Consider the following 26,888-nt stretch of genomic DNA (forward strand, 5'->3'; position numbering starts at 1 on the left):
TTCTTCGCGCCTACGGCCGAGCCGGTACGTACCTCCACCGGACCCAGGGAGCTTTTCCATGAGTGCCGAGACTCCGGTCCAGAGCGCCGGTGCCTTCACCCGGCTGCGTCTGCGATTCCGTGACTGGCGGGGCACCCGGCCGTTCTGGGCCGGTCTGTTCACGCTGCTGGGCGGAATACCCATCGCGTACTTCCCCTACGCCACGCTCAAGCTGGGCCACATGTCGCTCGCCATGGCGACGACGGCCGGCGCGGGGTCACTGATCATCGGCGTCCTGCTGTTCACGCTGGGCCTGACCATGTGGTTCCAGTCGGCCACCCGGGTCTTCGCCGGTGTCGCGACGATCCTGCTGGCCCTGGTGTCGCTGGTGGTCTCCAACATAGGCGGCTTCCTGATCGGCTTCCTGCTCGCGCTGGTCGGCGGTGCGCTCGCCCTCTCCTGGGCGCCGGGCGAGCCGCCGGTCGAGGCGGCGGGGGAGCACGACGACGCCGACGCGCCCACGGGTGAGGCGGCGCCGGACGGCGCGCCCCAGGACCCCGCCGTGGCACCGCGGTTCCCGGCCGCTCCCTACGAGAAGGGGGAAGACGGCGAGGCGGACGGCGTCCGGGCCGCAGGGGGGCACCGTGTCGGCTGAGCAGGTGCGCGGGCCGCGTCACGCGGCCCCGAAGAAGCCGCTGTTCACCAGATTCCACGTGCCGAGCGGCAAGGCGATAGCCCTGGCGGCGATGCCCACGGCGGTCCTCATGGGGATGGGGTTCACGCCGACGCTGGCCCTCGCCGACGGCAACGACGGGAAGCCGACGGCGAACAGCCTGACCGTCGACGAGTACCAGGCCTGCCTGGAGGTCGTCGAGGGCGCCGAGAAGGACGACGCCTCCGCGTCGCCCACGCCGTCCGCGTCGGCGGGTGAGAGCGGGGCCACGGACGAGGAGCCCTCGGCGGAGGCCCCCGAGCAGCAGGCCCCGGAGGCGGACCGGGGCACGGACCAGGACACGTCCTCGTCGTCCTCTTCGTCGGATTCAGGTTCCGACGACGAGGACGAGCCGGCGCCCGCGCCTTCCGCCCCCGCCGCCGAGGACACGGCCGAGCCCGAGTCGGAGCCCTCGGAGACCGACCGCAACGTCCTGGAGGACCTCGGGGACGCCCTCAAGGACGTCTTCACCCCGAAGGACAAGGAGGCCGAGGCGAGCCCCACCCCGTCCGCCTCCGCCACGGAGGACGCGGCCGGGGAGACGGCGGACGACGCGGCCGAAACCGTCGAGGAGACCACCGAGAAGGTCACCGACACGGCGAAGGACACCGCGAAGGACACCACCGACAAGGCGTCGGACGCCGCCGGGGAAGCAGAGGAGACGGTCGAGGAGACGGTCGAGGAGGACGCCGGGGACGGCACCGCGACCCCCGGGGCCACCGCCTCGCCGAGCCCCTCCGCGTCGGCCACGGTCGACCCCGAGGACTGCCCGGTCGCCACCGACGCCGAGGGCGGCGTCGACAACGAGCTCCTGCTGCCCGACGAACCCTGGACCCTCAACGCCAGCTCCCTGCTGCTGAAGGGCGCCGACTACAAGGGCATCGTCCAGGTGCGGACCGCCGGCGGCGCCACCAAGAAGGTGCTGAAGTACGTCATCTCCGACGGCACCGACATCGGCGACCTGCACCAGACGGTCGAGGACAAGCAGTCCGGCGCGACCCACCACGTGCAGGCGGCCGAGGGGTCGACGTCCACCATCCGCGACGGCGACACCGTGATGTACACCGAGAGCATCTCCGGCAACCTGCTCGGCCTGATCCCGGTCACGTTCGACCCGGAGCACCCGCCGCCGCTCAACATCCCGCTGATCTACTTCACCAAGGTGACGGTGAAGCAGGCCGGCCAGTTCGGCGGCACCCTGCACGTGCCCGGACTGCAGCAGTACGTCACCACCGGCTGAACGCCGCCAGGACCCTTCCGGGAGCCGCAACACACCGAGGGCGCCCCCTGTGTGAGACCACGGGGGGCGCCCTCGGTGCCGTACGGACCTCTCACGGTCAGCCGGTCGCCTCGCCCAGGTGGTGGACGCGGACCATGTTGGTGGTGCCGGGGACACCGGGGGGCGAGCCGGCCGTGATGATCACGATGTCGCCCTCGCTGAAGCGGTTCAGCTTGAGCAGCTCCTGCTCCACCAGCTCGACCATCTCGTCGGTGCTGTTCACGAACGGCGCGACGTACGGCTCCACGCCCCAGCTGAGCGCCAGCTGGTTGCGGGTCGACTCGTCCGTGGTGAACGCCAGGATCGGCTGGGCGGCGCGGTAGCGGCACAGCCGCCGGGCCGTGTCGCCGGACTGGGTGAAGGCCACCAGGCCCTTGCCGCCGAGGAAGTCGGCGATCTCGCAGGCGGCGCGGGCCACCGAACCGCCCTGGGTGCGCGGCTTCTTGCCCGGCACCAGCGGCTGCAGGCCCTTGGAGAGCAGCTCCTGCTCGGCCGCCTGGACGATCTTCGACATCGTCCGCACGGTCTCGATCGGGTACGCGCCCACGCTCGACTCGGCCGACAGCATGACCGCGTCGGCGCCGTCCAGGATCGCGTTGGCCACGTCGGAGGCCTCGGCGCGGGTCGGCCGGGAGTTGGTGATCATCGACTCCATCATCTGGGTCGCCACGATCACCGGCTTGGCGTTGCGCCGGCACAGCTCGATCAGGCGCTTCTGCACCATGGGGACCTTCTCGAGCGGGTACTCGACGGCCAGGTCGCCGCGGGCGACCATGACGGCGTCGAACGCCGCCACGACGTCCTCCATGTTCTCCACCGCCTGCGGCTTCTCCACCTTGGCGATGACGGGGACGCGGCGCCCCTCCTCGTCCATCACGCGGTGGACGTCGGCGACGTCCTTGGCGTCCCGGACGAAGGAGAGCGCGACCAGGTCGCAGCCCATCCGCAGGGCGAAGCGCAGGTCCTCGATGTCCTTCTCGGACAGCGCGGGCACGTTCACGGCCGCACCGGGCAGGTTGATGCCCTTGTGGTCGGAGATGACGCCGCCCTCGATGACGATCGACTTCACCCGGGGGCCGTCGACGTCCAGGACCTTCAGCTCGACGTTGCCGTCGTTGATGAGGATCTGGTCGCCGCGGGAGACGTCGCCCGGCAGGCCCTTGTAGGTCGTCCCGCAGATCGTCTTGTCGCCCGGGACGTCCTCGGTGGTGATGGTGAACTCGTCACCGCGCACCAGCTCGACGGGACCCTCGGCGAAGGTCTCCAGGCGGATCTTCGGGCCCTGGAGGTCGGCGAGGACGCCGATGGCCCTGCCCGTCTCCTTGGCGGCGGCACGGACCCGGTCGTACCGGCCCTGGTGCTCGGCGTGCGAGCCGTGGCTGAAGTTGAAGCGGGCCACGTTCATGCCGGCTTCGATCAGAGCGACGAGCTGCTCGTGGGAGTCGACCGCGGGGCCGAGAGTACAGACGATTTTCGAACGGCGCATGGGGCGATCCTATCGGTTTGTTTCGCAGCGGAATATTCCGTCTGACGGAAAGTACATATGAGGAAGTCCCTGCTCAGTTGTTCTTTCCGACCAGTGCGTATGTCTGCTGAGCGATCTCCATTTCCTCGTCCGTCGGTACCACCGCGACCGCGACCCGCGCGCCCTCGGGCGAGATCAGCCGCGGCCCGCCGCCGCGCACGGCGTTGCGCCCGTCGTCCACCGCCAGGCCCAGTCCCTCCAGGCCCGCCACGGCCGCCTCCCGCACCGGGGCGGCGTTCTCGCCGACCCCGGCGGTGAAGGCCACCGCGTCCACCCGTCCGAGAACGGCGTAATAGGCACCGATGTACTTCTTCAGACGGTGAATGTAGATGTCGAACGCCAGCTTCGCCTGTTCGTCGCCCTCGTCGATCCGGCGCCGGATCTCCCTCATGTCGTTGTCACCGCACAGTCCGACCAGACCGCTCTTCTTGTTGAGAAGAGTGTCGATCTCGTCGGCGGACATTCCGCCAACACGCATCAAATGGAAGATGACGGCCGGGTCCATGTCTCCGGACCGCGTACCCATCACGAGCCCCTCCAAGGGCGTCAGCCCCATGGAGGTGTCCACGCAACGACCGCCCCGCACGGCCGAGGCGGACGCCCCGTTGCCCAGGTGCAGCACGATGACGTTCACCTCCTCGGGCGCCCTGCCCAGCAGCTTCGCGGTCTCCCGGGAGACGTACGCGTGCGAGGTGCCGTGGAAGCCGTAGCGGCGGACGCGGTGCGCGTCGGCGGTCTCGACGTCGATCGCGTAGCGGGCCGCCGACTCCGGCATCGTGGTGTGGAAGGCGGTGTCGAAGACGGCGACCTGCGGCAGGTCCGGGCGCAGCGCCGTGGCGGTGCGGATGCCGGTCAGGTTGGCCGGGTTGTGCAGCGGCGCCACCGGGATCAGCCGCTCGATCTCCGCCAGCACCCGGTCGTCGATCACCGTCGGCTCGGTGAAGCGCTTCCCGCCGTGCACCACCCGGTGGCCGATCGCGGCCAGCTCGGGGGAGTCGAGGCCGAGACCGTCGGCGGCCAGCTCCTCGGCCATCGCCTTCAGGGCGGCGTCGTGGTCGGCGACCGCTCCGGTCCGCTCCCGGGTCCCGCCGCCCGACGCGAGCGGGATGTGCCGGACGAGGGAGGTCCGCTCACCGATCCGCTCGACCAGCCCGGAGGCCAGCCGGCTGCTGTCGCGCATGTCCAGCAGCTGGTACTTCACCGACGAGGAGCCGGAGTTGAGGACGAGGACGCGGGACGGGCTCACTGGGCGGCCGCCTTCTCGGTCGGGGACTGGGCGGAGGACTGGGCCTGGATCGCCGTGATGGCGACGGTGTTGACGATGTCCTGGACCAGGGCGCCCCGGGACAGGTCGTTGACCGGCTTGCGCAGACCCTGGAGCACCGGCCCGACGGCGATGGCGCCGGCCGAGCGCTGCACGGCCTTGTAGGTGTTGTTGCCGGTGTTCAGGTCGGGGAAGACCAGCACCGTCGCCTGCCCGGCCACCTCCGAGCCCGGCAGCTTGGTCGCCGCGACCGACGGCTCCACGGCCGCGTCGTACTGGATCGGCCCCTCGATCCGCAGATCGGGCCGGCGCGAGCGCACCAGCTCGGTGGCGGCACGCACCTTGTCGACGTCGGCGCCGGAGCCGGACGTGCCCGTCGAGTACGACAGCATCGCGATCCGCGGCTCCACCCCGAACCGTGCGGCCGTGACCGCCGACTGCACGGCGATGTCGGCGAGCTGCTCGGCGTCCGGGTCGGGGTTGACCGCGCAGTCGCCGTAGACCAGCACCTTGTCGGCCAGGCACATGAAGAAGACGGACGACACGATCGAGGCGTCCGGCTTGGTCTTGATGATCTCGAAGGCCGGCCGGATCGTCGCCGCCGTGGAGTGCACCGAGCCGGACACCATGCCGTCGGCGAGGCCCTCCTGCACCATCAGCGTGCCGAAGTAGTTCACGTCCGAGACGACGTCGTAGGCCAGCTCCACGGTGACGCCCCGGTGGGCGCGCAGGGCCGCGTACTTCTCGGCGAAGGAGTCGCGCAGCTCGGAGGTGGCGGGGTCGATCAGCTGGGTGTCACCGAGGTCGACGCCCAGGTCGGCGGCCTTCTTGCGGATCTGGTCGACGTCACCGAGCAGGGTCAGCTCGCACACGCCCCGGCGCAGCAGCACCTCGGCCGCGTGCAGCACCCGCTCCTCCACGCCCTCGGGGAGCACGACCCGGCGCAGGTCCGAGCGGGCCTGCTCCAGCAGCTTGTGCTCGAACATCATCGGGGTGACGCGGTCGCTGCTGGGCGCGGAGACCCGCTTGGTGAGGTCCGCCGTGTCGGCGTACCGCTCGAACAGGCCGAGCGCCCGCTCCGCCTTGCGCGGGGTGGCCGCGTTCAGCTTGCCCTCCAGGGAGAACAGCTGCTCGGCGGTGGGGAAGCTGGTGCCCGGCACCGACAGCACCGGCGTGCCGGGGGCGAGCCGGTCGGCGAGGGTGAGGATGCGCTCGGCCGGGACCTCGTCCAGGGTGAGCAGCACCCCGGCGATCGGCGGGGTGCCGGCGCTGTGCGCGGCCAGCGAACCGACGACCAGGTCGGCGCGGTCGCCCGGCGTGACGACGAGGCAGCCCGGGGTCAGGGCGGCGAGGAAGTTCGGCAGCATCGCACCGCCGAACACGAAGTCCAGGGCGTCGCGGGCGAGCCCGGAGTCGTCGCCGAGCACCACCTTCGCGCCGAGGGTGTGGGCGATCTGGGAGACGGTCGGGGCGGACAGCGCCGGCTCGTCCGGCAGCACGTAGCAGGGCACCGGCAGCCGGGTGGCGAGCCGCTCGGCGATCTCGTCCCGGTCCTCGCGGTCGACCCGGTTGACCACCACGGCGAGCACGTCGCAGCCCAGCGTGTCGTAGGCGCGGTAGGCGTTGGTGGTCTCGGCGCGCACCGACTCGGCGGTCTGCTTGCGGCCGCCGACGACCGGGATCACGGAGGCGCCGAACTCGTTGGCGAGCCGGGCGTTCAGGCTGAGCTCGTCCGGGAACTGGGTGTCGGCGTAGTCGGTGCCGAGGACGAGGACCACGTCGTAGTCGCGGGCGACCCGGTGGAACCGGTCGACGAGGGTGGACACCAGCTCGTCCGTGCCCTGCTCGGCCTGGAGGGCGGACGCCTCGTGGTAGTCGAGGCCGTAGACGGTCGACGGGTCCTGGGAGAGCCGGTACCGGGCGCGCAGCAGTTCGAAGAGGCGGTCGGGCCCGTCGTGCACCAGGGGACGGAAGACGCCCACCCGGTCGACCTGCCTGGTCAGGAGCTCCATGACCCCGAGTTCGACGACCTGACGGCCGTCGCCGCGGTCGATACCGGTCACGTACACGCTGCGGGTCACGCGCGCTCTCCGTTTCGTCGAGGGCCGCAAGGGTCTTCGGCGGGGCCACAAAAATCGCCCACCCAGGTGAGCGGACCCCTCTTGACAATACCTCCGACACTGGCTAGGCCGCCCACCCGTACGGCGTCGGCGGCGCCCCGGGGGACGTGAAACAATCGGGACTGGCTCACCGGTATCGACAGCGACCAGGAGACACAGCACGATGCGTATAGGAGTGCTCACCGCAGGCGGCGACTGCCCTGGATTGAACGCAGTGATCCGGTCGGTCGTACACCGGGCGGTCGACAACTACGGCGACGAGGTCATCGGCTTCGAGGACGGCTACTCGGGCCTGCTCGACGGCCGCTACCGCACGCTCGACCTCGACGCGGTCAGCGGCATCCTGGCCCGCGGCGGCACCATACTGGGCTCCTCCCGGCTGGAGCGCGACCGGCTCCGCGAGGCCTGCGAGAACGCCTCGGACATGATCCGCGACTTCGGCATCGACGCGCTGATCCCGATCGGCGGCGAGGGCACGCTCACCGCGGCGCACATGCTGTCCGACGCGGGCCTGCCGGTGGTCGGCGTCCCGAAGACGATCGACAACGACATCTCGTCCACGGACCGCACCTTCGGCTTCGACACGGCGGTCGGCGTCGCCACGGAGGCGATGGACCGCCTCAAGACCACCGCCGAATCCCACCAGCGCGTGATGGTCGTCGAGGTCATGGGCCGGCACGCGGGCTGGATCGCCCTGGAGTCCGGCATGGCCGCCGGCGCCCATGGCATCTGCCTGCCGGAGCGCCCCTTCGACCCGGCCCAGCTGGTCAAGATGGTGGAGGAACGCTTCGCCCGCGGCAAGAAGTTCGCGGTGATCTGCGTCGCCGAGGGCGCGCACCCGGCCGACGGCACCATGGACTACGGCAAGGGCGAGATCGACAAGTTCGGCCACGAGCGCTTCCAGGGCATCGGCACGGCCCTGGCGTACGAGCTGGAGCGGCGGCTCGGCAAGGAGTCCAAGCCGGTCATCCTCGGCCACGTCCAGCGCGGCGGCACCCCGACGGCGTACGACCGCGTCCTCGCCACCCGCTTCGGCTGGCACGCGGTGGAGGCGGCGCACCGGGGCGACTTCGGCAAGATGACGTCCCTGCGGGGGACCGACATCGTGATGGTGCCGCTGGCGGAGGCGGTCACCGAACTGAAGACGGTCCCGAAGGACCGGATGGACGAGGCGGAGTCGGTCTTCTAGGCAGTACTGCCCGAGGGGTGGCCCCGAACCGTCGAGCGGTGGGGCCATCTGCGCTCACTCACACGGTGATGACGCCGATCGAGGGCTGTCCCGGCAGGTCCAGGGCGGCGGCACACAGCTTCGGTATGTGTGATCTGTCGGACGTCGCAAGGCGGACGGGCGGTGTGCACAGTGCCGCGGTGGCCACGACGACGGCGTCTACCAGACATTCGTGACCGTCCAGGCCGGTCGCGTCCAGCAGTCGGCCGGCCGCCTGGAGGACGCTGTCGTCGACGGCCCTGGTGCCCAGCCGGGACAGCAGGAACGCGAGGCGCTCGCCCTGCTGCCCCGAGCGCCGCACCTCGAGCGGCGTGAGAGCGGACAGCGTCACCCTGCGACCGTTCCGCCCGGCGGACTCGATCCGGGCCCGCATCCCGTCGTCACCGTCGACATACAGGGACAGGCCCTGGGCGTCCAGCACGAGAGTGCCTCCGGCCTGCACCCTGTCCTTGAGGCGTTTGCTCACCACTCGGATTCCACCCGCCTCATCGCCGACCGGCCCGAACTCGCGCTCGTCGGCCTCGATGATCCGCCGCCGGGCGGCCGACAGGAGAGGTCAGACGGGCTCCCGGCCGTCCTGGCTCCCTTCGCCGTGCTTCGACGGGTCCGCCTCCCCGGCCGATGGCGGCATCGCAGGCAGCGGTACGGCACAGACCCCTGTGCCGGGATCGCAGAAGGCGTCGGTGGGGACGTCGAGGATCGTGAAGGGCTGGGAGTCGGTGCTCATACGGTCTGCTCCTTGTCCTGTCGGACCGCACGGAGGGCGTCACGGTAGGCGTCGGCGGTCGCGACGCCGGGGATGGCGAGCCGGTGGTCGAACACGGTGAAGGGGACGCCGGTGACGCCTGCCTGGAGAGCGGTGCGCCGGTCGGCGCGCACGGCGTCGGCGTAGGCGTCCGTCCTCGCCGTCGCCTCGGCCTCCTCGGCCGGAACACCGAGCCGGGTGGCGGTCTCCACCAGGTAGGCGGTGTCGTAGATGTCGACCGCCTCGGTGAACAGGTCGCGCTGCAGGCGGACGAAGAAGGCGTCGCCCTGACCGTGCGCCTGGGCCAGGTGCAGGAAGCGGTGCGCGTGGAAGCCGTTGGAGCTCGGACGGTGCAGCCGGTACTCCTGGCCCTGGTCGCCCGCGAGGCGGGCCATGCCCCGCTCGTGCCGCTCGGCCGCGGCCTGGTCACCGCCGTACTTGTGCAGCACGTACCCGAAGGAGTCGACGCGTGTGTCGTCGACGTCGGGCAGCAGCTCGAAGGAGTGACGCACCACGGTGATCCTCGCGGCTCCGCCCTCGGCCGCCACGGCTTTGTCCAGCCGTGGCTCGGCCAGGTAGCAGGCGGGACAGCAGAAGTCCATCCACACGTCGACGCGCAGGGTGGTGCCGGGGCCGGGGGGTGCCGGTGCGGACATGGGGCGTCCTTTCCGTTTCGGGCGGGTGAAGGCGGGCGGGAAGGGTCAGGGCGTGAGCACGATCCGGCCGAAGACCTCACCGGCGTCCATCCTCCGGTGCGCCACGACCGCCTGGTCCAGCGGGAGAACGTCGTGCGTCACCGTGACGAGTTCGCCCCGTGCCGCGGCCGCGAACTGGTCCTCGCGCACGGCCCGCAGATCCGCCGCGGGAACCGTGGCGGCGCTGAAGGTGGCGAACGACAGCGACCGCTGGAACTGCGCCATCAGCGTCATCCCGAAGTCCGCGGGCGGTGGACCCCCGACCGCGCCGACGGTCACCAGGCGCCCGTTCGGGCGGAGCCGGTCGAACAGTTCCGGCAGCCCGTCGCCGCCCACGACGTCGAGGATGACGTCGTAGCCCTCCGGGGCGTCGGGGCCGCCGCGCCCGGAACGGTCCAGCACGTGCGTCGCACCCAGCCGGCGCAGGCGTTCTCCGCGTTCGGCCGACGAGGTGGTCACGGCCACCGCGGAGGCGCCCGTACGGGCCGCCAACTGCACGGCGAGGACACCGATGCTGCCCGCCGCCCCGCGTACCAGGACCGCCTCGCCGGGCGTGAAACGGGCGTGCTCCAGGGCGAAGTGGGCCACCGCCCCGGAGCTTCCGAGGGTGACCGCGTCGGCTGGCTCCAGGCCCTGGGGCAGGGACAGGACCTGGTCGAGCGGCACGCACGCCTGCTCGACGTAGCCGCCTCCCATACCGGTGAAGGCCCACACCCGCCGGCCGGTCCAGGACGTGTCGACGCCCTTGCCCACGGCCGTGATCGTGCCCGCGACCTCGCTGCCCGGGACGAACCCCGGCTCGAAGCCGTAGGCGGCCAGGTCCCCCCTGCGGATCACCACATCCGCGCCGGCGACCCCCACCGCCTCGACGTCGATCAGTACCTCCCCCTCGGCCGGGGAGGGAGTCGGCAGGTCGACGACGGTCAGTCCTTCCGGGGCGCCGTACGCGCGAATCTTCACGGCCTTCACAGTGTTCTCCTCCAGGTGGGTTCCGTTCCGGACGCTAACGGACGCCCCCGTCCGTTTCTCCTAAAGCGAGAGCATGACCCGGAAAGTGACTCACACCCTGAGGGCCGACGCCCGCGACAACCGCGACCGGCTCCTCGACGCCGCCAGGGCGCTGTTCTCGGTGGAGGGCCTCACCGTCCCGATGCGGGAGGTCGCGCGCCGCGCCGGCGTCGGACCGGCCACGCTGTACCGGCACTTCCCAACGAAGGAGGCACTGGTCACCGCCGCCTTCGAGGACCAGTTGCGGGCATGCCGGGACATCATCGACGAGGCCTGCGCGGATCCCGACCCCTGGCGCGGGCTGTGCCAGGTCATCGAGCGCATCTGCGTACTGCACGCACAGGACCGGGGCTTCACCGAGGCGTTTCTGTCGGCCTACCCCCGCGCCTTCACGGCGGCCGTCGGCCACGGCCACATGCTCAAGGCGATCGCCGACCTGGCCGGCCGCGCGAAGCGCACGGGACGGCTGCGCCCCGACTTCGTACCGGACGACCTCATCCTCATGCTCCTGGCCAACAAGGGCCTGCAGACGGCCTCCCCCACCGCCCGCCCAGCCGCATCCCGCCGCTTCGCGGCCTACATCGTCCAGGCCATCACCCACGGCCCCCACAACACATCCCTACCTCCACCGGCCTGCCTCGCCACACCGGAGCCTGACCCGGGCTGAGCACGGGGCAGGGAGGACAGGGCGTGAGCGCGGCGTCCGCTCGTGAGACAAGGCCGTGGACGGTTCCCTTAGCGCTGCCCTCCGCTCTGTTTGCCGGTGACGGGGCCGTGGAAGGTGCCGCCCCGGAAGTCGATGTGGTCTCCGCCGTACGTCGCTCCGCCGTCCCCGTGCCGATGGGGGCTCTCCTCGGAGTCGGAGGAGCCCTCGCGGGGCCGGTGCTTGTGCAGCACCGCCACCGTCACCGCAGCCGCCTGCTCGGCGGCACGCTTCTGCGAACCTGCGGCGTCGGCCCTGTGCTTCTCGGCGTCGGCCCGGTCGCTGATGCCCCGGATCACCAGGGCGTTCAACTGGCTGTTCAGGTGGGCCGCCAGAAGTGCTCCGGAGCCCTCCATCTCGATCGCGCCCGCGTCGTTGTAGCTCCTGCGGAGGAACCGGGTGATCTCGGACCCGGCGTCCGCCAGAACGACGTCGCCCGTGGCGATCGGCAGGAAGTGCGCCCGTACGTCGGGCATGTCCCGCACGGCGGAACGGGCCGCCTGTTCGAGCGCGAGCGAGCCCGGCAGGGCCTTCGGCCGGACCAGGAAACCCTCCGGCGTCTGCTTGCCACCGTGGATCTCGTACACCTGGGTGCCCACGACGACGTCACCGATCTCGACGTCGTCCTTCAGGCTGCCGGCGACACTGACGAAGAACACGGCCTCGGGGCGCAGCCAGTTGACGAGCTGGGTGGTGAGGGCGGCGGCCCGCTCGGCGCCCATGCCCAGCTCGGCGAGGGCGACGTACCAGGAAGTGCCGGGTAGCCGGCCCTTCTCGACTCGGGTCCCGTCACGGTGCACCAACTCCTCCCGCTCCTCGACGTGCGCGCGGACGGCGGCGTATTCGAGAGGGAGTGCGGTCAGGACCAGAACAGTGGGCCGGGTCTCCTGCATGGTCATAAGTTATAGCTGGGAGAAGGGGGATCGAGTGCCGGAACAGGACCTCACCGTCGGGCAGTTGCTGCTCGCCGAGTACCAGACCGTGAAGGACGAGCAGAAGGCGAGGATCGGGTTCCGGGACAACCTCCTCTACGTGACGCTGGCCGTCGTGGCCGCCGTCATCGCCGCCGCGGCCCAGGCGAAGCAGCCCTCGATGCTCCTGGCGCTGCCGCCGGTGTGCCTCGTCCTCGGCTGGACCTACCTCGTCAACGACGAGAAGATCTCGGCGATCGGCCGCTACGTCCGGGACGACCTGGGACCCCGGCTGGCCGCCCTCGCGGCGCACGGGGGCGGCTTCACGACGTTCGGGTGGGAGGCGTACCACCGGAGCGACACCCGGCGCCGGTCCCGCAAGACGATCCAGACCGTGATCGACCTGACGGCGTTCTGCGCGGTGCCGCTGGCCGCCCTGGTCGTGTTCTGGGCGAACGGTGACGGCGGCGGGCTGCTGGTCACGCTGTCGGTGCTGGAGGCGCTCGCCGTGGCGGGGCTCGGCTCGCAGGTCGTGTGGTACGCGAGGACGGCATGAAGGTCCGCCCCGCGCAGTACCTTTGACGTACGGTCATGAGTCGTTGGCGGGGGCGAGTGCGGGGCATGCAAGCGGCGCTACTGGCGGCCCTGGCCGAGGGCGCGGGTGGGGACGGCGGACGCCGGGCGGTGGAGGAGTTGGCGCGGGCGGTGGGGCTCGACGCCGGCGCACCCGTCCGGGAGATCGCCGAGGCGGCACAGGACCCGGCGTGGCGGGAGGCCGTACGGGAGTGGGGCGAGGCGGTGGCCGACCTGCTCGCCGCCGATCCGCAGGGCGTCGCCGGTGCCGTCGCGCGGGCCATGGAGCGGTCCGCGCCGGGGAGTGGGATGTCCTGGTACGACGGCGATCACTCCGACTTCCGGGGTGGGGTCTTCCTGCGCGAGGTGGCCGGCGTGCAGGTCGTGATCCAGCAGGGCGGGGCCGTCGTCCCGGAGGCGATGGCCGGCCTGCCGCCGAGGCCCGGCGGGTTCACGGGCCGGGAGCGCGAGACGGAGGACCTACTGCGCGAGCTGGACCCGGTCGGTACACAGTCGGCGGCGACCCTCGTGGCCGCCGTGTCCGGTCTCGGCGGCATCGGCAAGACCGCGCTCGCCGTCGAGACCGCGCACCTGGCCCGTGAGCGGGGCTGGTTCCCCGGCGGGGTCCTCTTCATCGACCTGCACGGCTACGACCGGGAGCCCGTCACCGCCGACCGGGCCCTCCAAGCCCTGCTGCGCGCCCTCGGTACCCCGCCGGAACACATCCCCGTGACGACGGACGAGCGGGCGGCGCTCTACCGCTCGACGCTGGCCGCCCGAGCCGACGAGCGCGGCGCGGTGCTGGTCCTGGCCGACAACGCCTCCTCACCGGATCAGGTACGGCCTCTTCTGCCGGGCGATTCCCGGCACCATGTCCTGGTCACGTCACGCGACCGACTGCCCCAATTGGGTGCGCGGCTCGTTCCCCTGGACCAGCTCGGCCCGAGGGAGGCGTACGAACTTTTTGATCTTGCCCTGCGGATCGCCGACCCGTACGACAGCCGGGTGGCCGACGACCCCGACACGGCCGAGCGACTCGCCGGCCTCTGCGGGCACCTTCCGCTGGCCCTGCAGATCGCGGCCGCCCTGCTGGCGGAGGACCCCGGTAAGCCGGTGACCGAACTCGTGGCGGAACTGACCGAGTCCCGCGACCGGCTCGACCACCTCGACGACGGCGAGCGCAGCGTCCGCGCCGCCTTCGAACTCTCCTACCGCCGGCTGCCGCCCGAGCAGGCGCGGCTGCTGCGCCTGCTCGCCCTCGCGCCGGGGCCCGAGGTGAGTGACGAGGTCGTCGCCGCGCTGGCCGGTGCCGAGGAGCCTCCGGTGCGGGCCCTGAAGGCCCTGGCCCGTGCACACCTCGTGGAGAGGGGGAGCGAGCGCGGATGGTGGCGGTTGCACGACTTGGTGCGGGTGTTCGGGGCTGGTGTGGTGGCGGGGGACGCGGGGTCGCGGGAGGAGGGGGAGGCGGCGCGGGAGCGGGTGCTGGGGTTCTACGTGCGGTGGGCGTATGCGGCTGACGGCCGGTTGCGGTGGTTGCCGGGGATGGTGGAGCCGGAGCGGTTCGGGGACCGGAGGCAGGCGTTGGCGTGGCTGGACGGTGAGCGGGCGGGTCTGGTGGCGGCGGTGGGGTGGGGACGGGAGGAGCGATTCGCGGGCGCGGCAGTGGGGCTGGCCCAGTGTCTGGCCGAGTACCTGGCCTGGCGGCGGCATTTTGATGACTGGATCGCCGTCGCGGAAGTTGCGCGGGGGGCCGCGCGGCTTGCCGGGGACCGGCTGGGCGAGGCCATTGCGTGGGACCACCTCGGCATCGCCCTGAGGGAGGCGGGGAGGGCGGGGGAGGCGATCGACGCCCTCACCCGGGCCCGCGGCCTGTACCAGGCCATCGGGGACCGCCACGACGAGGCCGTCGCGTGGAACAACCTCGGTGTCGCCCTGCGGAAGGAAGGCCGGGCGGGGGAGGCGATCGACGCCCTCACCCGGGCCCGTGAGCTGTTCCATGCTGTCGGGGACCGCCGCCGAGAGGCCGACGCGTGGAACAACCTCGGCGTCGCCCTGAAGGAGGCGGGCCGGGAAGGGGAGGCGATCGACGCCCACAACCAGGCCCGCGGCCTGTACCGGGCCGCCGGGCACCGCCACGGCGAGGCCGTCGCGTGGAACAACCTCGGCGTCACCATGGGAGAGGCGGGCAGAGCGGAGGAGGCGATCGAGGCGTACGACAGGTCCCTGGAGCTCCGTCGGGGGCTTGAGGACTGGCACGGCGAGGGGCAGACCCTCCACAACCTGGCCCTCGCCCATAAGGCCGCCCACCGTCCCGCCGAGGCCCGCGCCGCCTACCTCCAGTCCGCCGACGCCTTCACCCGCGCCAACGCCCCCACCGAAGCCGCCCAGGCCCGTACCCACGCCGCCGAACTGGACACCCCTTCCCCCTAACCCCCCTTCCCCACCCCCCGAACCCACCGATAAACCAACTCCGGCCTCCCCACCTGCCCGTAAACCGGAGCCCGCCCGGCCCTCCCCGCCTCCACCAGGTGCTCCAGATACCGCCGGGCCGTGATCCGGGAGATCCCCACCGCCTCGGCGACCCCCGCCGCGGTCAGCCCGTCCTCCACCTCCCGCAGTGCCCCCGTCACCCGCTCCAGCGTCGGTCCGCTCAGCCCCTTCGGCAGCGCGGCCGGGCCCGGCGCGCGCAGCGCCGCCAGCGCCCTGTCCACCTCGTCCTGGCCGCTGGCCTCGCCCACGGACGCGCGGAACTCGGCGTAGCGCACCAGCCGGTCCCGCAGGGTCGCGAACGTGAACGGCTTCAGCACGTACTGCACGACCCCGAGCGACACCCCCTCCCGCACGACCGCCAGGTCCCGCGCCGACGTCACCGCGATCACGTCGGCGTGATGCCCCGCCGCCCGCAGCGAACGGGCCAGCTGGAGTCCGTGCACGTCGGGCAGGTGCAGGTCGAGGAGGAGCAGGTCGACGGGGGTGCGGTCCAGGGCCCGCCGCGCCTCCGCGCCGGTGTGCGCCTTGCCGACGGCGACGAAGCCGGGCACCCGGCCGACGTACATCACGTGGGCGTCGGCGGCCACCGGGTCGTCCTCGACCACCAGCACTCTGATGGGTTCCCCGGTCGTCCCGGTCATACGGCGCCTCCCGGACCCTGCGCGACGGCGGCGTCCCTCAGCGGCAGCCGCGCCTCGAATACCGCGCCGCCCTCCTCCGCGGAGGTCACCGACAGCACCCCGCCGTGCCGGCCCGCCGCCTGCCGTACGAGCGCCAGGCCCAGCCCCCGCCCGCCCGGACCGGACGGCTTGGTCGTGAAGCCCCGCTGGAAGACCGCCTCTGCGTGGTCCGGGTCGACGCCGGGGCCGGTGTCGGAGACCCGCAGGATCAGCTCCGAGCCGCCCTCGTCCCCGTCCTCTTCCGTCAGTGCCGTCACCGTCACCCGCGGGTGCAGCCCGCCCTGTGCCGCGTCCACGGCGTTGTCGATCAGGTTGCCGAGGATGGTGACCAGGTCCCGGGCGGGCAGGGTGTCCGGGAGCAGGCCGTCGTCCAGGCGGCTGTCGTCCGACACCACCAGTTCCACGCCCCGCTCGTTGGCCTGGGCGGTCTTGCCGAGGAGCAGCGCCGCGAGGACCGGCTCGCTCACTGCCGCCACCACCTGGTCGGTGAGCGCCTGCGCCAGTTCCAGCTCGGCGGTGGCGAAGTCCACCGCCTCCTCCGCCCGGCCCAGCTCGATCAGCGAGACGACGGTGTGCAGCCGGTTCGCCGCCTCGTGCGCCTGCGACCTGAGCGCCTGGGTGAAGCCCCGTTCGGAGTCCAGCTCGCCCATCAGCGACTGGAGCTCGGTGACGTCCCGCAGGGTCACCACCGAGCCGCGCCGCTGGCCGCCGGTGACCGGTGAGGTGTTCACCACCAGCACCCGGTCCGCCGTCAGGTGCACCTCGTCCACCCGGGGCTCCGAGGCGAGCAGCGCGCCCGTCAGCGGTGCCGGAAGACCCAGCTCCGCCACCGGCCTGCCCACCACGTCCTCCTCCTGGTCCACACCCAGCAGCTCCCGGCCGCCGTCGTTGATCAGCGCGACCCTGTACTGCCAGTCCAGCATCAGCAGCCCCTCGCGCACGGCGTGCAGCGCGGCCTGATGGTAGTCGTGCATGTGGCTGAGCTCGGTCGCGTTCATGCCGTGGGTGTGGCGGCGCAGCCGGGCGTTGATGACGTACGTGCCGATGGCGCCGAGTCCGAGGGCGCCGGCCGCGACCGCGAGCAGCGCCGTCAGCTGTCCCCGGGCGCGCTGGCTGATCTCCTCGACCCTTATGCCGGCGCTGACCAGGCCGGTGATCCGGTCGCCGTCCCGGACCGGGGTGACCGCTCGGACCGACGGGCCGAGGGTACCGGTGTAGGTCTCGGTGAAGGTGCGGCCCTCCAGCGCCGGGCCGGTGTGGCCCTGGAAGACCAGGCCGATCTGGTCGGGATCGGGGTGGGTCCAGCGGATGCCCCGCGGATCCATGATCGTGACGAAGTCGACGTCGGTGTCCCGCACCACCGCCAGCGCGTACGGCTGGAGCCGCGACGACGGGTCGGAGGTGCGGATCGCCTCCCGCACGGAGGGCGAGTCGGCGACCGAACGGGCCACCGCGGTGGCCTGGCGGCCCGCCGCCTGCTCGGCCTGGCTGCGGTCACCGACGTACGTGAACAGCGCGTACCCGGCCACGACGACCGCGATGAGCACGGCCTGCATGGCGAAGAGCTGGCCCGCGAGGCTGCGGGGCCGGGGGAGGGGGATGCGCATGCCGCCAGTCTGCCTCCCGGCTCCACGGTGAACTAAATGAACGGAAGGGTGACCGCGCTCACAGGGCACGACATAGTCACGGCATTCCCCGAAAACCCATCCCCCGGACGTGAGCCGCACGCCGGTGATGCCGACGACGTCGTCAAGGAGGGCCGCCGTGACCAGCACAGCCGCTACGGCACCTGCCGAACCCAAGGCCAAGCGGGACCGCACGCACTATCTCTACATCGCGGTGATCATCGCGGTCGCCCTCGGTATCGCCGTCGGTCTGATCGCGCCCGACTTCGCGACCGAGCTGAAGCCGCTCGGCACCGGGTTCGTGAACCTGATCAAGATGATGATCTCGCCGATCATCTTCTGCACCATCGTGCTGGGCATCGGCTCCGTGCGGAAGGCCGCCAAGGTCGGCGCGGTCGGCGGTATCGCGCTCGGCTACTTCACGGTGATGTCGGTCGTCGCGCTCGCCATCGGCCTGGTCGTCGGCAACATCCTGGACCCGGGTACGGGCCTCGCGGTCACCGACGCCGTCAAGGAGACCGGCCAGGCGCAGGTCGACGCGGAGGCCAAGAGCACCGTCGACTTCCTGATGGGCATCATCCCGACCACGATCGTCTCCGCGTTCACCGCCGGCGAGGTCCTCCAGACGCTGCTGGTCGCCCTGCTGTGCGGCTTCGCGCTGCAGGCCATGGGCAACGCCGGCCAGCCGGTCCTGCGCGGCATCGAGCACATCCAGCGACTGGTCTTCCGCGTCCTGGCGATGATCATGTGGGCCGCCCCGGTCGGTGCCTTCGGCGCCATCGCCGCGGTCACCGGCTCGGCCGGCATCGACGCGCTCAAGAGCCTGGCCGTGCTGATGCTCGGCTTCTACGTCACCTGCGTGCTGTTCATCTTCCTGGTGCTGGGCACGATGCTGCGCCTCGTCTCCGGGGTGAACGTCTTCTCGCTCTTCAAGTACCTGGGCCGCGAGTTCCTGCTGATCCTCTCCACCTCCTCCTCGGAGTCGGCGCTGCCGCGCCTCATCGCGAAGATGGAGCACCTGGGTGTCAGCAAGCCGGTGGTCGGCATCACCGTCCCGACCGGTTACTCCTTCAACCTCGACGGCACCATGATCTACATGACCATGGCCTCGCTGTTCATCGCCGACGCCATGGGCACGCCGATGTCGATCGGTGAGCAGATCCCGCTGCTGCTCTTCCTGCTGGTGGCTTCCAAGGGCGCGGCCGGTGTCTCCGGCGCCGGTCTGGCCACGCTGGCCGGTGGCCTCCAGTCGCACAAGCCGGCCCTGGTGGACGGCATCGGCCTCATCGTCGGCATCGACCGCTTCATGAGCGAGGCCCGCGCCCTCACCAACTTCGCGGGCAACGCCGTCGCCACCGTCCTGATCGGCACCTGGACCAAGGAGATCGACCGGGACCGGGTGGACGCGGTCCTGGCCGGCCGCGCCCCCTTCGACGAGAAGACGCTGCTGGACGACCACGGCACCGGCGGCGACGCCGACGAGCCCCGCGCCGAGCTGCCCGAGAAGGGCGGCGAGAAGGAGCTGGCCAAGGCCTGACGGCCGACGCTCCACCCCGCAGACCCCGGGCGGTTGGGACACTCCCCCGTTGCTCAGCCGCCCGGTCTCCGGAGGCCCGGCACCCGTCTCCGGGCCTCCACCGCCGCCGAGCGGCCGGTCCCCACCCCCGTGGGTCCGGCCGCTCGGCTTTTGCGTTCCCTCCGTTCTCTTCACTCCCTCCGTCCTGTGCGCCCTTGCCTTGACGCCGACGTCAAGGCTTACGTTCGTCCGCATGCGAATCGGCGAGCTGGCCGCACGCGCCGGGACCACCACGCGGACGCTGCGGTACTACGAGTCACGCGGACTGCTGTCCGCGCGGCGCACCGGCAACGGATACCGGACCTACGACGAGAGCGATCTGAAGCTGCTGCGGCAGATCCGCACGCTCCAGGACTTCGGGTTCGACCTGGAGGAGACCCGGCCCTTCGTGGAGTGCCTGCGGGCCGGGCACCCCGAGGGCGACGCGTGCCCCGCCTCGCTCCAGGTCTACCGGCGCAAGCTGGAGGAGCTGGACGCGCTCATCGGCGAGTTGCGGGCCGTACGGGCGAAGGTCGGGCAGCAGCTGACGCGCGCCGAGCGGGCGCGGGACGGGCTGGCCGCCGACGCTGCGGTTCCGGGCGGTCCGGAGCCGGTGTGCGAACTAGGAGGGGAGTTGCGGTGAGCAAGGCGAGCGGTGTGCCCGAGGTGAGTGACGCGGACTTCGCCACGGAGGTGATCGGGTCGGAGCTGCCGGTGCTGGTGGAGTTCACGGCCGACTGGTGTCCGCCGTGCCGGCAGATGGCGCCGGTGCTGAGCGCGCTGGCGGCCGAGGAGGACGGTCGGCTGAAGGTCGTCCAGCTGAACGTGGACGCCAATCCGGACACGACCAACGCCTACAAGGTGCTGTCGATGCCGACCTTCATGGTGTTCCGCGACGGGGAGCCGCTGCGGTCGATGGTGGGGGCCAGGCCCAAGCGGCGGCTCCTCGAGGAGCTGGCGGACGTGCTCTGACGCTCTGACCTGGTACTCGGCACGAGAAAACCCCCGGGCAATTGCGCCCGGAGGTTTTCTCTGCGTATATTCATTGATTCGCGACTTCGAAACAAAGGAGTCGCAGTGAAGTTCAACGAGCACAGTATATCCGGGCGGGAGCGGAATTGTCAAACACCGAATTTCCGGACGAGGAATTGCGGCAGGAACAGCAATTCATCGACGGGCTGTACGCACGCGTGGACGTCCTGCGCGGCGACGCCGAGGTGTCCGTCACGGAGGCGCTCGCCCAGGGCCACACCCCCCGGCAGGCCAGGCTGGAACGGGACATCCTGGTCGCCGAGCGCTCCGGGCTGCTCGCCGCGCTGAACGCCGTGGACGGCTCCCTCTGCTTCGGCCGCATCGACCTCGCCTCCGGCGACACCCACCACATCGGCCGCATCGGCCTGCGCGCCGACGACCCCGAGCGCACGCCCGTCCTCATCGACTGGCGCGCCGACGTCGCCCGCCCGTTCTACCTGGCCACCGGTCACACCACGATGGGGCTCAGGCGCCGTCGGCACATCTCCACCGAGGGCCGCCGGGTCACCGCCCTGCACGACGAGGTCCTCGACCTCGGCGACGAGACCCGCACCGGCCACGAGGACCCCACCGGCGACGCCGTACTGCTCGCCGCGCTGAACTCCGCGCGCACCGGCCGCATGGGCGACATCGTGCGCACCATCCAGGCCGACCAGGACCGCATCATCCGCGCCCCGCACCGCGGGGTGATGGTCGTCGAGGGCGGCCCCGGCACCGGCAAGACCGCCGTCGCCCTGCACCGCGCCGCCTACCTCCTCTACGAGCACCGCGAGCTGCTGGCCCGCCGCGCCGTCCTGATCGTCGGCCCCAACCCGGCGTTCCTCGGCTACATCGGCGAGGTGCTGCCCAGCCTCGGTGAGACCGGCGTGCTCCTCGCGACCGTCGGCGAGCTGTACCCCGGCGTGAAGACCACCCGCACGGACACCCCCGAGGCCGCCGCCGTCAAGGGCCGCGCCGAGATGGCCGACGTCCTCGCCGACGTCGTACGCGACCGGCAGGCGCTGCCCGACCCGGTGATCGCGATCGAGCACGACCGCGAGATCCTCATGCTCGACGACGGCCTGGTGAACGTCGCCCGCGAACGCACCCGGGCCGCGAAACTGCCGCACAACGTGGCCCGGGAGCACTTCGAGGGCCACATCCTCAACACGCTCACCGACATGGTCGCCGAACGCATCGGCACCGACCCCTACGACGGCTCCAACCTGCTCGACCCCAGCGACATCACCCAGATCCGCGACGAACTCGCCGACAACCCCGAGGTCTGGTCCGCGATCGACCGGCTGTGGCCCCGGATCACCCCGCAGCGCCTGGTCGCCGACTTCCTCGCCGCCCCCGAGGGCTACCTCCCCGACGAGGACGCCGCCGCCGTCCGCCGCCCGGTCACCCGGCACTGGACCGTCTCCGACGTGCCCCTGCTCGACGAGGCCGCCGAACTCCTCGGCGAGGACGACCGGCTCGAACGCGAGCGCGCCGAACGGGAGCGGCAGAGGCAGATCGCCTTCGCCCAGGGCGTCCTGGACGTCTCGTACGCCTCCCGGACGTACGAGTTCGAGGACAAGGAGGACGACGACCCGGACTCCTCCGAGGTGCTGTCCGCGCACGACATCATCGACGCCGAACGCTTCGCCGAGCGGCACGAGGAGGACGACCACCGCAGTGCCGCCGAGCGCGCCGCCGCCGACCGCACCTGGGCGTTCGGGCACATCATCGTCGACGAGGCGCAGGAGCTCTCCCCGATGGCGTGGCGGCTGCTGATGCGGCGCAGCCCGACCCGCTCGATGACCCTGGTCGGCGACCCGGCACAGACCTCCGAGGCGGGCGGCGTCGGCTCCTGGGCGGAGATCCTCACCCCCTACGTCGAGGACCGCTGGGAGCACACCCGGCTCGGCGTCAACTACCGCACCCCCGCCGAGATCATGGACGTCGCCGCGGCCGTGGTCCGCGCGGAGCACCCCGGCTTCGAACCGCCCGGCTCGGTCCGCTCCACGGGCGTACGCCCCTGGGCCCGCGCCACCGACGACCTGCCCGGCGCCGTCGCCAAGGCCGTCACGGAACTCACCCCCGACGAGGGCCGCCTCGCCGTCATCGCCCCGCGCGAGCTGCACCGCGCCCTGGCCGCCCGCCTCGACGGGGTGACGGCGGGCGCCGAACCCGATCTGGCGCACGCCGTCGTGCTGCTCGACCCGCGCCAGGCCAAGGGCCTGGAGTTCGACTCGGTCCTCGTGGTCGAACCGGGCCGCTACGGCACCAGCGACCTGTACGTGGCGCTCACCCGCGCCACCCAGCGGCTCGGCGTCCTGCACACCGAGCCGCTGCCGGAGCCGCTGGCCGAGGCCATGAACTGAGCGGAACGGCTCAGGCCGGGCGCAGCCACACCGTCGCCAGGGGCGGCAGGGTCAGGCGGATGCTCGCCGGGAACCCGTGCCGTCCCTGCGGCTCCGGCTTGACCGGGTCGGGGCGGGTGACGTCACCGCCGCCGTAGCGGCCGGCGTCGGTGTTCACCACCTCGTGCCAGGCGGGCACGTCGTCGGGCACCCCGATCCGGTAGTCCTGCCGGACCACCGGCGCGAAGTGGGAGACCGCGAGCAGCGGGGAGCCGTCGGAGTCGTACCGCAGGAAGGCGAACACGTTGTCCTCGGCGGCGTCCCCGGTCACCCACCGGAAACCGGACGGCTCGGTGTCGCCCCGCCACAGCGCCGGGGTGTCCCCGTACACGGTGTTGAGGTCGCGCACCAGGTCGCGCACCCCGCGGTGGTCGGCCTCGGCGCCGTAGTTCGGGTCCAGGAGCCACCAGTCCGGGCCGTGCGCCTCCGACCACTCCGCTCCCTGCGCGAACTCCTGGCCCATGAAGAGAAGCTGCTTGCCCGGGTGGGCCCACATGAAGCCCAGGTAGGCCCGCAGGTTGGCGCGCTGCTGCCACCAGTCGCCGGGCATCTTCGACACCAGGGACCGCTTGCCGTGCACCACCTCGTCGTGGGAGATCGGCAGCACATAGTTCTCGCTGTACGCGTACACCATCGAGAACGTCATCTCGCCGTGGTGGTACCGGCGGTGGACCGGTTCGTGGCTCATGTACTGGAGCGAGTCGTGCATCCAGCCCATGTTCCACTTCAGCCCGAAGCCGAGCCCGCCGAAGCCGCTGGGGCCCTTGTGGTGGGTGGCCCGGGTGACGCCGTCCCAGGCCGTGGACTCCTCCGCGATCGTCACGACCCCCGGCACCCTGCGGTACACGGTCGCGTTCATCTCCTGCAGGAACGCCACCGCGTCCAGGTTCTCCCGGCCGCCGTGCTCGTTGGGCGTCCACTGGCCCGGCTCACGCGAGTAGTCCAGGTAGAGCATCGAGGCGACGGCGTCCACCCGCAGCCCGTCGATGTGGAACTCCTCGCACCAGTACAGGGCGTTCGCCACCAGGAAGTTGCGCACCTCGCGCCGCCCGAAGTCGAACTCCAGGGTGCCCCAGTCCGGGTGCGCGGCCCGCAGCGGATCCTCGTGCTCGTACAGCGGCCGCCCGTCGAACTCCGCCAGCGCCCACTCGTCGCGCGGGAAGTGCGCCGGCACCCAGTCCATCAGCACCCCGATACCGGCCCGGTGCAGGGCGTCGACCAGGTACCGGAAGTCGTCCGGGGTGCCGAGGCGGGCGGTGGGCGCGTAGAACCCGGTGACCTGGTAGCCCCAGGAGCCGCCGAAGGGGTGCTCGGCGACCGGCATCAGCTCCACGTGGGTGAAGCCGAGGTCCTTGACGTAGGCCGGGAGCTGCTCGGCCAGCTGGCGGTACGTCAGTCCCGGTCGCCAGGACGGCAGGTGCACCTCGTAGACGGAGAACGGCGCCCGGTGCGCGGGCACCTCCGCCCGCCGCTCCAGCCACTCCGCGTCGCCCCACTCGTACGCCGACGACGTGACGATCGACGACGTGGCCGGCGGGACCTCCGTACGGCGGGCCAGCGGATCGGCGCGCAGGGTCTTCGAGCCGTCGGGGCGGGTGATCTCGAACTTGTACAGCTCGCCCTCGCCGATCCCCGGCACGAACAGCTCCCACACCCCCGTCGAGCCCAGCGACCGCATGGGGAAGCCGGTGCCGTCCCAGAAGTTGAAGGTGCCGGCCACCCGCACCCCGCGCGCGTTCGGCGCCCACACCGAGAACCGGGTGCCGGTGACGCCCTGGTGGGTCATCGGGTGCGCGCCCAGGACCGTCCACAGCTCCTCGTGCCGGCCCTCGCCGATCAGATGCAGGTCGAGCTCGCCGAGCGTGGGCAGGAAACGGTAGGCGTCCTCCGTCTCCTGCACCGTCCCCTCGTACGTGACGAGCAGCCGGTACGCCGGGACCCCGCCCAGCGGCAGCAGTCCCGAGAAGAAGCCGTCGCCGTCGTCGTGCAGCTCGACGGTGAGGCCCCCGGAGACGACGGTCACCGCGAGGGCGTACGGCCGGAACGCCCGGAAGACGACCCCGCCGGGCACCGGGTGCGCGCCGAGCACGGAGTGCGGGGCGTGGTGCGTCCCGCTCAGCAGCCGCTCCCGGTCGGCGGCGTCCACGGCGGGGGAGACGGCGATCTCCATCTCGGGCGGGGCGGGCTGCGCGGCGGCGGTCTCCTCCACGGCCCCCTTCCTCGCCCCCGCCCTCTTCGCCCCCGCCTTCTCGGCCGGGGCCTTCTTCGCCGCGGCCTTCTTCACCGCCGTCTTCGGCGCTGCCGGCTTCTTGGCCGCCGCGCTCTTCACCGCCGTCTTCTTCACCGGGGTCTTCTCGACGGCCGTCTTCTTGGCGGTGGCCTTCTTCGGCGCCGCGGTCGCCTTCGTCGCCGTCGCCTTCTTGGCCACGGCCTTCGCCGCCGCGGCGGTCTTCTTCGCTACGGCCTTCTTCGCGGCGGCCTTCTTCGCCGGCTCGGCGGCCGCGGGCTGCCGCTCGGCCGGCTGCTCCGGATGCGAACCGCTGGACTCGGGGCGGGGGGTCACGGGCGAAGCCTCCTGGACGCGGGTCGGATGGATCAGATCAGGTCGGTCGAGGCGAGCCGGTGCACGGCGGCCAGCGGTACGGGCAGCCACTCGGGACGGTGCCGGGCCTCGTAGACCACTTCGTAGACCGCCTTGTCGGTCTCGTACGCGCGCAGCAGCACCGGCTCGGTGCGCGGATCCCGGCCGGCCGCCTCCGCGTAGCCGGAGCAGTACGCCGCCCGGCACCGCACGGCCCAGTCCGGCTGCGGCGGGTCCACCGAACGCGCCGCGTAGTCGAAGGACCGCAGCATGCCGGCCACGTCCCGCACCGCCGGCTGCGGCATCCGGCGTTCGGCCAGCGGACGGGCCGGTTCGCCCTCGAAGTCGATCAGCGACCACTCCCCGGCCGGGGAGCGCAGGCACTGTCCCAGGTGCAGATCGCCGTGCACCCGCTGCGCGGTCCAGACGCGGCCCTCGGCGGCCAGGTCGTCCAGCGCCGTGAACGCCGAGCGCAGCCCGTCCGCGTACGGCCGCAGCGCGGGCACCGCGTGCACGGCCGCCTCGAGCCGCTCGGTCATGCCGGCGGCCATGGAGCGGAGCTGGGCGTGCCCCAGAGTGACCGTGGGCAGCGCGCGGGCCAGCGCGGTGTGCACCTCGGCGGTGGCCCGTCCGAGGTCCCGCGCCTCGGCGACGAAGTCCTCCCCCTTGGCCAGCTCCCGCAGCGCCAGCTCCCAGCCGTCCGCCGCGCCCTGCACGAACGGCTGGAGCACCCCCAGGACGTACGGCTCGGCGGGGGGCGGCGGACCGGGCGGCCCGTCGGGCTCCGCGACCAGCCAGGCCGTCGGCGGGGGCACCCGGGGGCAGCCCTCGCGGGCCAGCGCCAGCGGCAGCTCCAGGTCGGGGTTGATCCCGGGCACGATCCGGCGCAACAGCTTCAGGATGAACGTATCTCCGTAGACGACCGACGAGTTCGACTGCTCGGCGGTCACCAGGCGCGGCACCAGACCGGACCGGATCTCCTGCCGCGGGTCCCGCTCGAAGCGAAGCCCGCCGATCCGGGCCCGGGTGCGCAGGGCCTCCAGGAGCAGTTCGGCGGGCCGGGTGTCGTGCAGGGCCTCGTAGACCGTCCGTCCGGCCAGCGGGCCCCGCGTCACATGACCGATCAGCGCGGGCGCGAGCCGGGGCGGCAGCGCCTCGCGCACGCCTATGAGCAGCTGGTAGCAGTCGCCGGGTTGCTCGGGTCCGCCGTGACCCGGCTGGAGCGGCTGGTGCGCGCGCACCAGCAGGTGGTACAGGCCCAGCTTGGCGGTGGGCGGCAGCATTTCGGTGGCCGCGACCAGGGAGAACCCGGTGACCGGGCGGCCCTTGCCCGCGAACCAGCGCTGCCGCGGCAGCCACTCCCTCAACAGTGGATCCAATGACGCAAGGAGGCCGGGCGGTGTCGTGACGGTGCGTGTGACGGCTTCCGACATGGCGTCGCGTCCTCTCCCCTCTTTCGGCGCGCCACGGGGGCGCCGCCGGTGGGCGGGGTGTTACTCATGCGTGCCCCGGGCGGAGCGGGGGAAACCGCCCCGCCCCGGGTTCTATGCGGCGTCCTTGCGGAGCCGGAACCAGTAGAAGCCGTGCCCCCCGAGGGTCAGCAGGTACGGCAGGTCGCCGACGGCCGGGAAGCGCACCCCGCCGAACAGTTCGACCGGGTGCCGTCCCCCGAAGGCGCTGAGATCGAGCTCGGTGGGCTGCGCGAAGCGTGAGAAGTTGTTCACGCAGAGCACCAGGTCGTCCTCGTACTCGCGGAGGAAGGCGAGGACGGCGGGGTTGGAGGAGGGCAGTTCGGT

Annotated in this window: 23 protein-coding genes; 10 read left to right on the forward strand and 13 right to left on the reverse strand. The window is 72.0% G+C overall.

The features are described from left to right. Positions 1 to 58: 58 nt before the first annotated feature. Positions 59 to 634, forward strand: coding sequence for a DUF6114 domain-containing protein (locus AB0A94_RS32255; protein WP_361749575.1), 576 nt, complete (start codon positions 59 to 61; stop codon positions 632 to 634). Further along, entirely contained in the window at positions 624 to 1,931 is a 1,308-nt protein-coding gene (locus tag AB0A94_RS32260) for a hypothetical protein (protein ID WP_361749577.1), read from the forward strand. Before AB0A94_RS32255 ends, AB0A94_RS32260 begins: the two co-directional genes overlap by 11 nt. Positions 1,932 to 2,028: 97 nt before the next feature. On the opposite strand, the gene pyk is transcribed toward AB0A94_RS32260, so the two are convergent. The 3 genes from pyk to pta form a co-directional block, all read right to left on the reverse strand. Continuing rightward, the gene (pyk, locus tag AB0A94_RS32265; RefSeq protein ID WP_361749578.1) at positions 2,029 to 3,456 is read right to left on the reverse strand and encodes a pyruvate kinase; all 1,428 of its coding nucleotides are present in this window, start codon (positions 3,454 to 3,456) and stop codon (positions 2,029 to 2,031) included. Between the two features lie 73 nt (positions 3,457 to 3,529). Then, on the reverse strand, positions 3,530 to 4,741 hold the full coding sequence (locus tag AB0A94_RS32270) for an acetate kinase (protein WP_361749580.1): 1,212 nt from the start codon (positions 4,739 to 4,741) through the stop codon (positions 3,530 to 3,532). Then, a complete protein-coding gene (pta, locus tag AB0A94_RS32275) occupies positions 4,738 to 6,840 on the reverse strand; it encodes a phosphate acetyltransferase (protein WP_361749582.1) in 2,103 nt (700 codons plus the stop codon). The genes AB0A94_RS32270 and pta overlap by 4 nt, the downstream gene beginning before the upstream one ends. Before the next feature lie 202 nt (positions 6,841 to 7,042). Between pta and AB0A94_RS32280 the strand changes: the two genes are divergently transcribed. Then, positions 7,043 to 8,068: an ATP-dependent 6-phosphofructokinase gene (locus AB0A94_RS32280; protein ID WP_361749583.1), complete on the forward strand. Its 1,026-nt coding sequence runs from the start codon at positions 7,043 to 7,045 to the stop codon at positions 8,066 to 8,068. A gap of 58 nt (positions 8,069 to 8,126) precedes the next feature. On the opposite strand, the gene AB0A94_RS32285 is transcribed toward AB0A94_RS32280, so the two are convergent. The 4 genes from AB0A94_RS32285 to AB0A94_RS32300 form a co-directional block, all read right to left on the reverse strand. Further along, the gene (locus tag AB0A94_RS32285; RefSeq protein WP_361749584.1) at positions 8,127 to 8,573 is read right to left on the reverse strand and encodes a hypothetical protein; all 447 of its coding nucleotides are present in this window, start codon (positions 8,571 to 8,573) and stop codon (positions 8,127 to 8,129) included. Positions 8,574 to 8,663: 90 nt separating this feature from the next. Then, the gene (locus tag AB0A94_RS32290; protein WP_361749586.1) at positions 8,664 to 8,834 is read right to left on the reverse strand and encodes a hypothetical protein; all 171 of its coding nucleotides are present in this window, start codon (positions 8,832 to 8,834) and stop codon (positions 8,664 to 8,666) included. Next, on the reverse strand, positions 8,831 to 9,508 hold the full coding sequence (locus AB0A94_RS32295; RefSeq protein ID WP_361749587.1) for a DsbA family oxidoreductase: 678 nt from the start codon (positions 9,506 to 9,508) through the stop codon (positions 8,831 to 8,833). Before AB0A94_RS32295 ends, AB0A94_RS32290 begins: the two co-directional genes overlap by 4 nt. 45 nt (positions 9,509 to 9,553) lie before the next feature. Further along, a complete protein-coding gene (locus tag AB0A94_RS32300) occupies positions 9,554 to 10,516 on the reverse strand; it encodes a zinc-dependent alcohol dehydrogenase family protein (RefSeq protein WP_361749588.1) in 963 nt (320 codons plus the stop codon). A 73-nt stretch (positions 10,517 to 10,589) separates the two neighbouring features. On the opposite strand from AB0A94_RS32300, the gene AB0A94_RS32305 reads away from it, so the two are divergent. Next, positions 10,590 to 11,222 (forward strand): TetR/AcrR family transcriptional regulator, encoded by a 633-nt coding sequence (locus tag AB0A94_RS32305; protein WP_361749589.1) that lies wholly within the window; start codon positions 10,590 to 10,592, stop codon positions 11,220 to 11,222. Positions 11,223 to 11,290: 68 nt separating this feature from the next. Here AB0A94_RS32305 and AB0A94_RS32310 read toward each other — a convergent pair whose 3' ends face one another. Then, a complete protein-coding gene (locus tag AB0A94_RS32310) occupies positions 11,291 to 12,151 on the reverse strand; it encodes a 5'-methylthioadenosine/S-adenosylhomocysteine nucleosidase (RefSeq protein ID WP_361749590.1) in 861 nt (286 codons plus the stop codon). Between the two features lie 34 nt (positions 12,152 to 12,185). Between AB0A94_RS32310 and AB0A94_RS32315 the strand changes: the two genes are divergently transcribed. Beyond that, a complete protein-coding gene (locus AB0A94_RS32315) occupies positions 12,186 to 12,725 on the forward strand; it encodes a hypothetical protein (protein WP_361749591.1) in 540 nt (179 codons plus the stop codon). Between the two features lie 65 nt (positions 12,726 to 12,790). Beyond that, on the forward strand, positions 12,791 to 15,172 hold the full coding sequence (locus tag AB0A94_RS32320; protein WP_361749592.1) for a tetratricopeptide repeat protein: 2,382 nt from the start codon (positions 12,791 to 12,793) through the stop codon (positions 15,170 to 15,172). On the opposite strand, the gene AB0A94_RS32325 is transcribed toward AB0A94_RS32320, so the two are convergent. Further along, on the reverse strand, positions 15,169 to 15,873 hold the full coding sequence (locus tag AB0A94_RS32325) for a response regulator (protein WP_361749594.1): 705 nt from the start codon (positions 15,871 to 15,873) through the stop codon (positions 15,169 to 15,171). The genes AB0A94_RS32320 and AB0A94_RS32325 overlap by 4 nt on opposite strands. Next, positions 15,870 to 17,519 (reverse strand): sensor histidine kinase, encoded by a 1,650-nt coding sequence (locus tag AB0A94_RS32330; RefSeq protein WP_361749596.1) that lies wholly within the window; start codon positions 17,517 to 17,519, stop codon positions 15,870 to 15,872. Before AB0A94_RS32330 ends, AB0A94_RS32325 begins: the two co-directional genes overlap by 4 nt. Positions 17,520 to 17,676: 157 nt before the next feature. On the opposite strand from AB0A94_RS32330, the gene AB0A94_RS32335 reads away from it, so the two are divergent. The 4 genes from AB0A94_RS32335 to AB0A94_RS32350 all read left to right on the forward strand — a co-directional run bounded on the left by AB0A94_RS32335 (position 17,677) and on the right by AB0A94_RS32350 (position 22,472). Beyond that, positions 17,677 to 19,074, forward strand: a complete 1,398-nt coding sequence (locus AB0A94_RS32335) for a cation:dicarboxylase symporter family transporter (RefSeq protein WP_361749598.1) — start codon at positions 17,677 to 17,679, stop codon at positions 19,072 to 19,074. A 232-nt stretch (positions 19,075 to 19,306) separates the two neighbouring features. Continuing rightward, entirely contained in the window at positions 19,307 to 19,735 is a 429-nt protein-coding gene (locus tag AB0A94_RS32340; protein WP_361749600.1) for a MerR family transcriptional regulator, read from the forward strand. Between the two features lie 14 nt (positions 19,736 to 19,749). After that, a complete protein-coding gene (locus AB0A94_RS32345) occupies positions 19,750 to 20,064 on the forward strand; it encodes a thioredoxin domain-containing protein (RefSeq protein ID WP_361749609.1) in 315 nt (104 codons plus the stop codon). A 176-nt stretch (positions 20,065 to 20,240) separates the two neighbouring features. Then, positions 20,241 to 22,472: an ATP-dependent DNA helicase gene (locus AB0A94_RS32350; protein ID WP_361749610.1), complete on the forward strand. Its 2,232-nt coding sequence runs from the start codon at positions 20,241 to 20,243 to the stop codon at positions 22,470 to 22,472. Positions 22,473 to 22,482: 10 nt separating this feature from the next. On the opposite strand, the gene glgB is transcribed toward AB0A94_RS32350, so the two are convergent. The 3 genes from glgB to AB0A94_RS32365 all read right to left on the reverse strand — a co-directional run. After that, positions 22,483 to 25,074, reverse strand: coding sequence for a 1,4-alpha-glucan branching enzyme (gene glgB / locus AB0A94_RS32355; protein WP_361749602.1), 2,592 nt, complete (start codon positions 25,072 to 25,074; stop codon positions 22,483 to 22,485). Between the two features lie 32 nt (positions 25,075 to 25,106). Beyond that, on the reverse strand, positions 25,107 to 26,525 hold the full coding sequence (locus tag AB0A94_RS32360) for a maltokinase (protein ID WP_361749604.1): 1,419 nt from the start codon (positions 26,523 to 26,525) through the stop codon (positions 25,107 to 25,109). 111 nt (positions 26,526 to 26,636) lie between these two features. Next, positions 26,637 to 26,888: alpha-glucosidase C-terminal domain-containing protein (locus tag AB0A94_RS32365; RefSeq protein WP_361749606.1), on the reverse strand; the 252-nt coding region annotated here is incomplete at its 5' end.

This window comes from Streptomyces sp. NPDC044984 (assembly GCF_040646935.1).
GTDB lineage: Bacteria > Actinomycetota > Actinomycetes > Streptomycetales > Streptomycetaceae > Streptomyces.

Bases quoted from the DNA above. Each gene is read 5' to 3' on its own strand.
- AB0A94_RS32255 (WP_361749575.1), top strand. From the start codon at position 59: ATGAGTGCCGAGACTCCGGTCCAGAGCGCCGGTGCCTTCACCCGGCTG.
- pyk (WP_361749578.1), bottom strand. From the start codon at position 3,456: ATGCGCCGTTCGAAAATCGTCTGTACTCTCGGCCCCGCGGTCGACTCC.
- AB0A94_RS32280 (WP_361749583.1), top strand. From the start codon at position 7,043: ATGCGTATAGGAGTGCTCACCGCAGGCGGCGACTGCCCTGGATTGAAC.
- AB0A94_RS32290 (WP_361749586.1), bottom strand. From the start codon at position 8,834: ATGAGCACCGACTCCCAGCCCTTCACGATCCTCGACGTCCCCACCGAC.
- AB0A94_RS32295 (WP_361749587.1), bottom strand. From the start codon at position 9,508: ATGTCCGCACCGGCACCCCCCGGCCCCGGCACCACCCTGCGCGTCGAC.
- AB0A94_RS32305 (WP_361749589.1), top strand. From the start codon at position 10,590: ATGACCCGGAAAGTGACTCACACCCTGAGGGCCGACGCCCGCGACAAC.
- AB0A94_RS32310 (WP_361749590.1), bottom strand. From the start codon at position 12,151: ATGCAGGAGACCCGGCCCACTGTTCTGGTCCTGACCGCACTCCCTCTC.
- AB0A94_RS32320 (WP_361749592.1), top strand. From the start codon at position 12,791: ATGCAAGCGGCGCTACTGGCGGCCCTGGCCGAGGGCGCGGGTGGGGAC.
- AB0A94_RS32325 (WP_361749594.1), bottom strand. From the start codon at position 15,873: ATGACCGGGACGACCGGGGAACCCATCAGAGTGCTGGTGGTCGAGGAC.
- AB0A94_RS32330 (WP_361749596.1), bottom strand. From the start codon at position 17,519: ATGCGCATCCCCCTCCCCCGGCCCCGCAGCCTCGCGGGCCAGCTCTTC.
- AB0A94_RS32340 (WP_361749600.1), top strand. From the start codon at position 19,307: ATGCGAATCGGCGAGCTGGCCGCACGCGCCGGGACCACCACGCGGACG.
- AB0A94_RS32360 (WP_361749604.1), bottom strand. From the start codon at position 26,525: ATGTCGGAAGCCGTCACACGCACCGTCACGACACCGCCCGGCCTCCTT.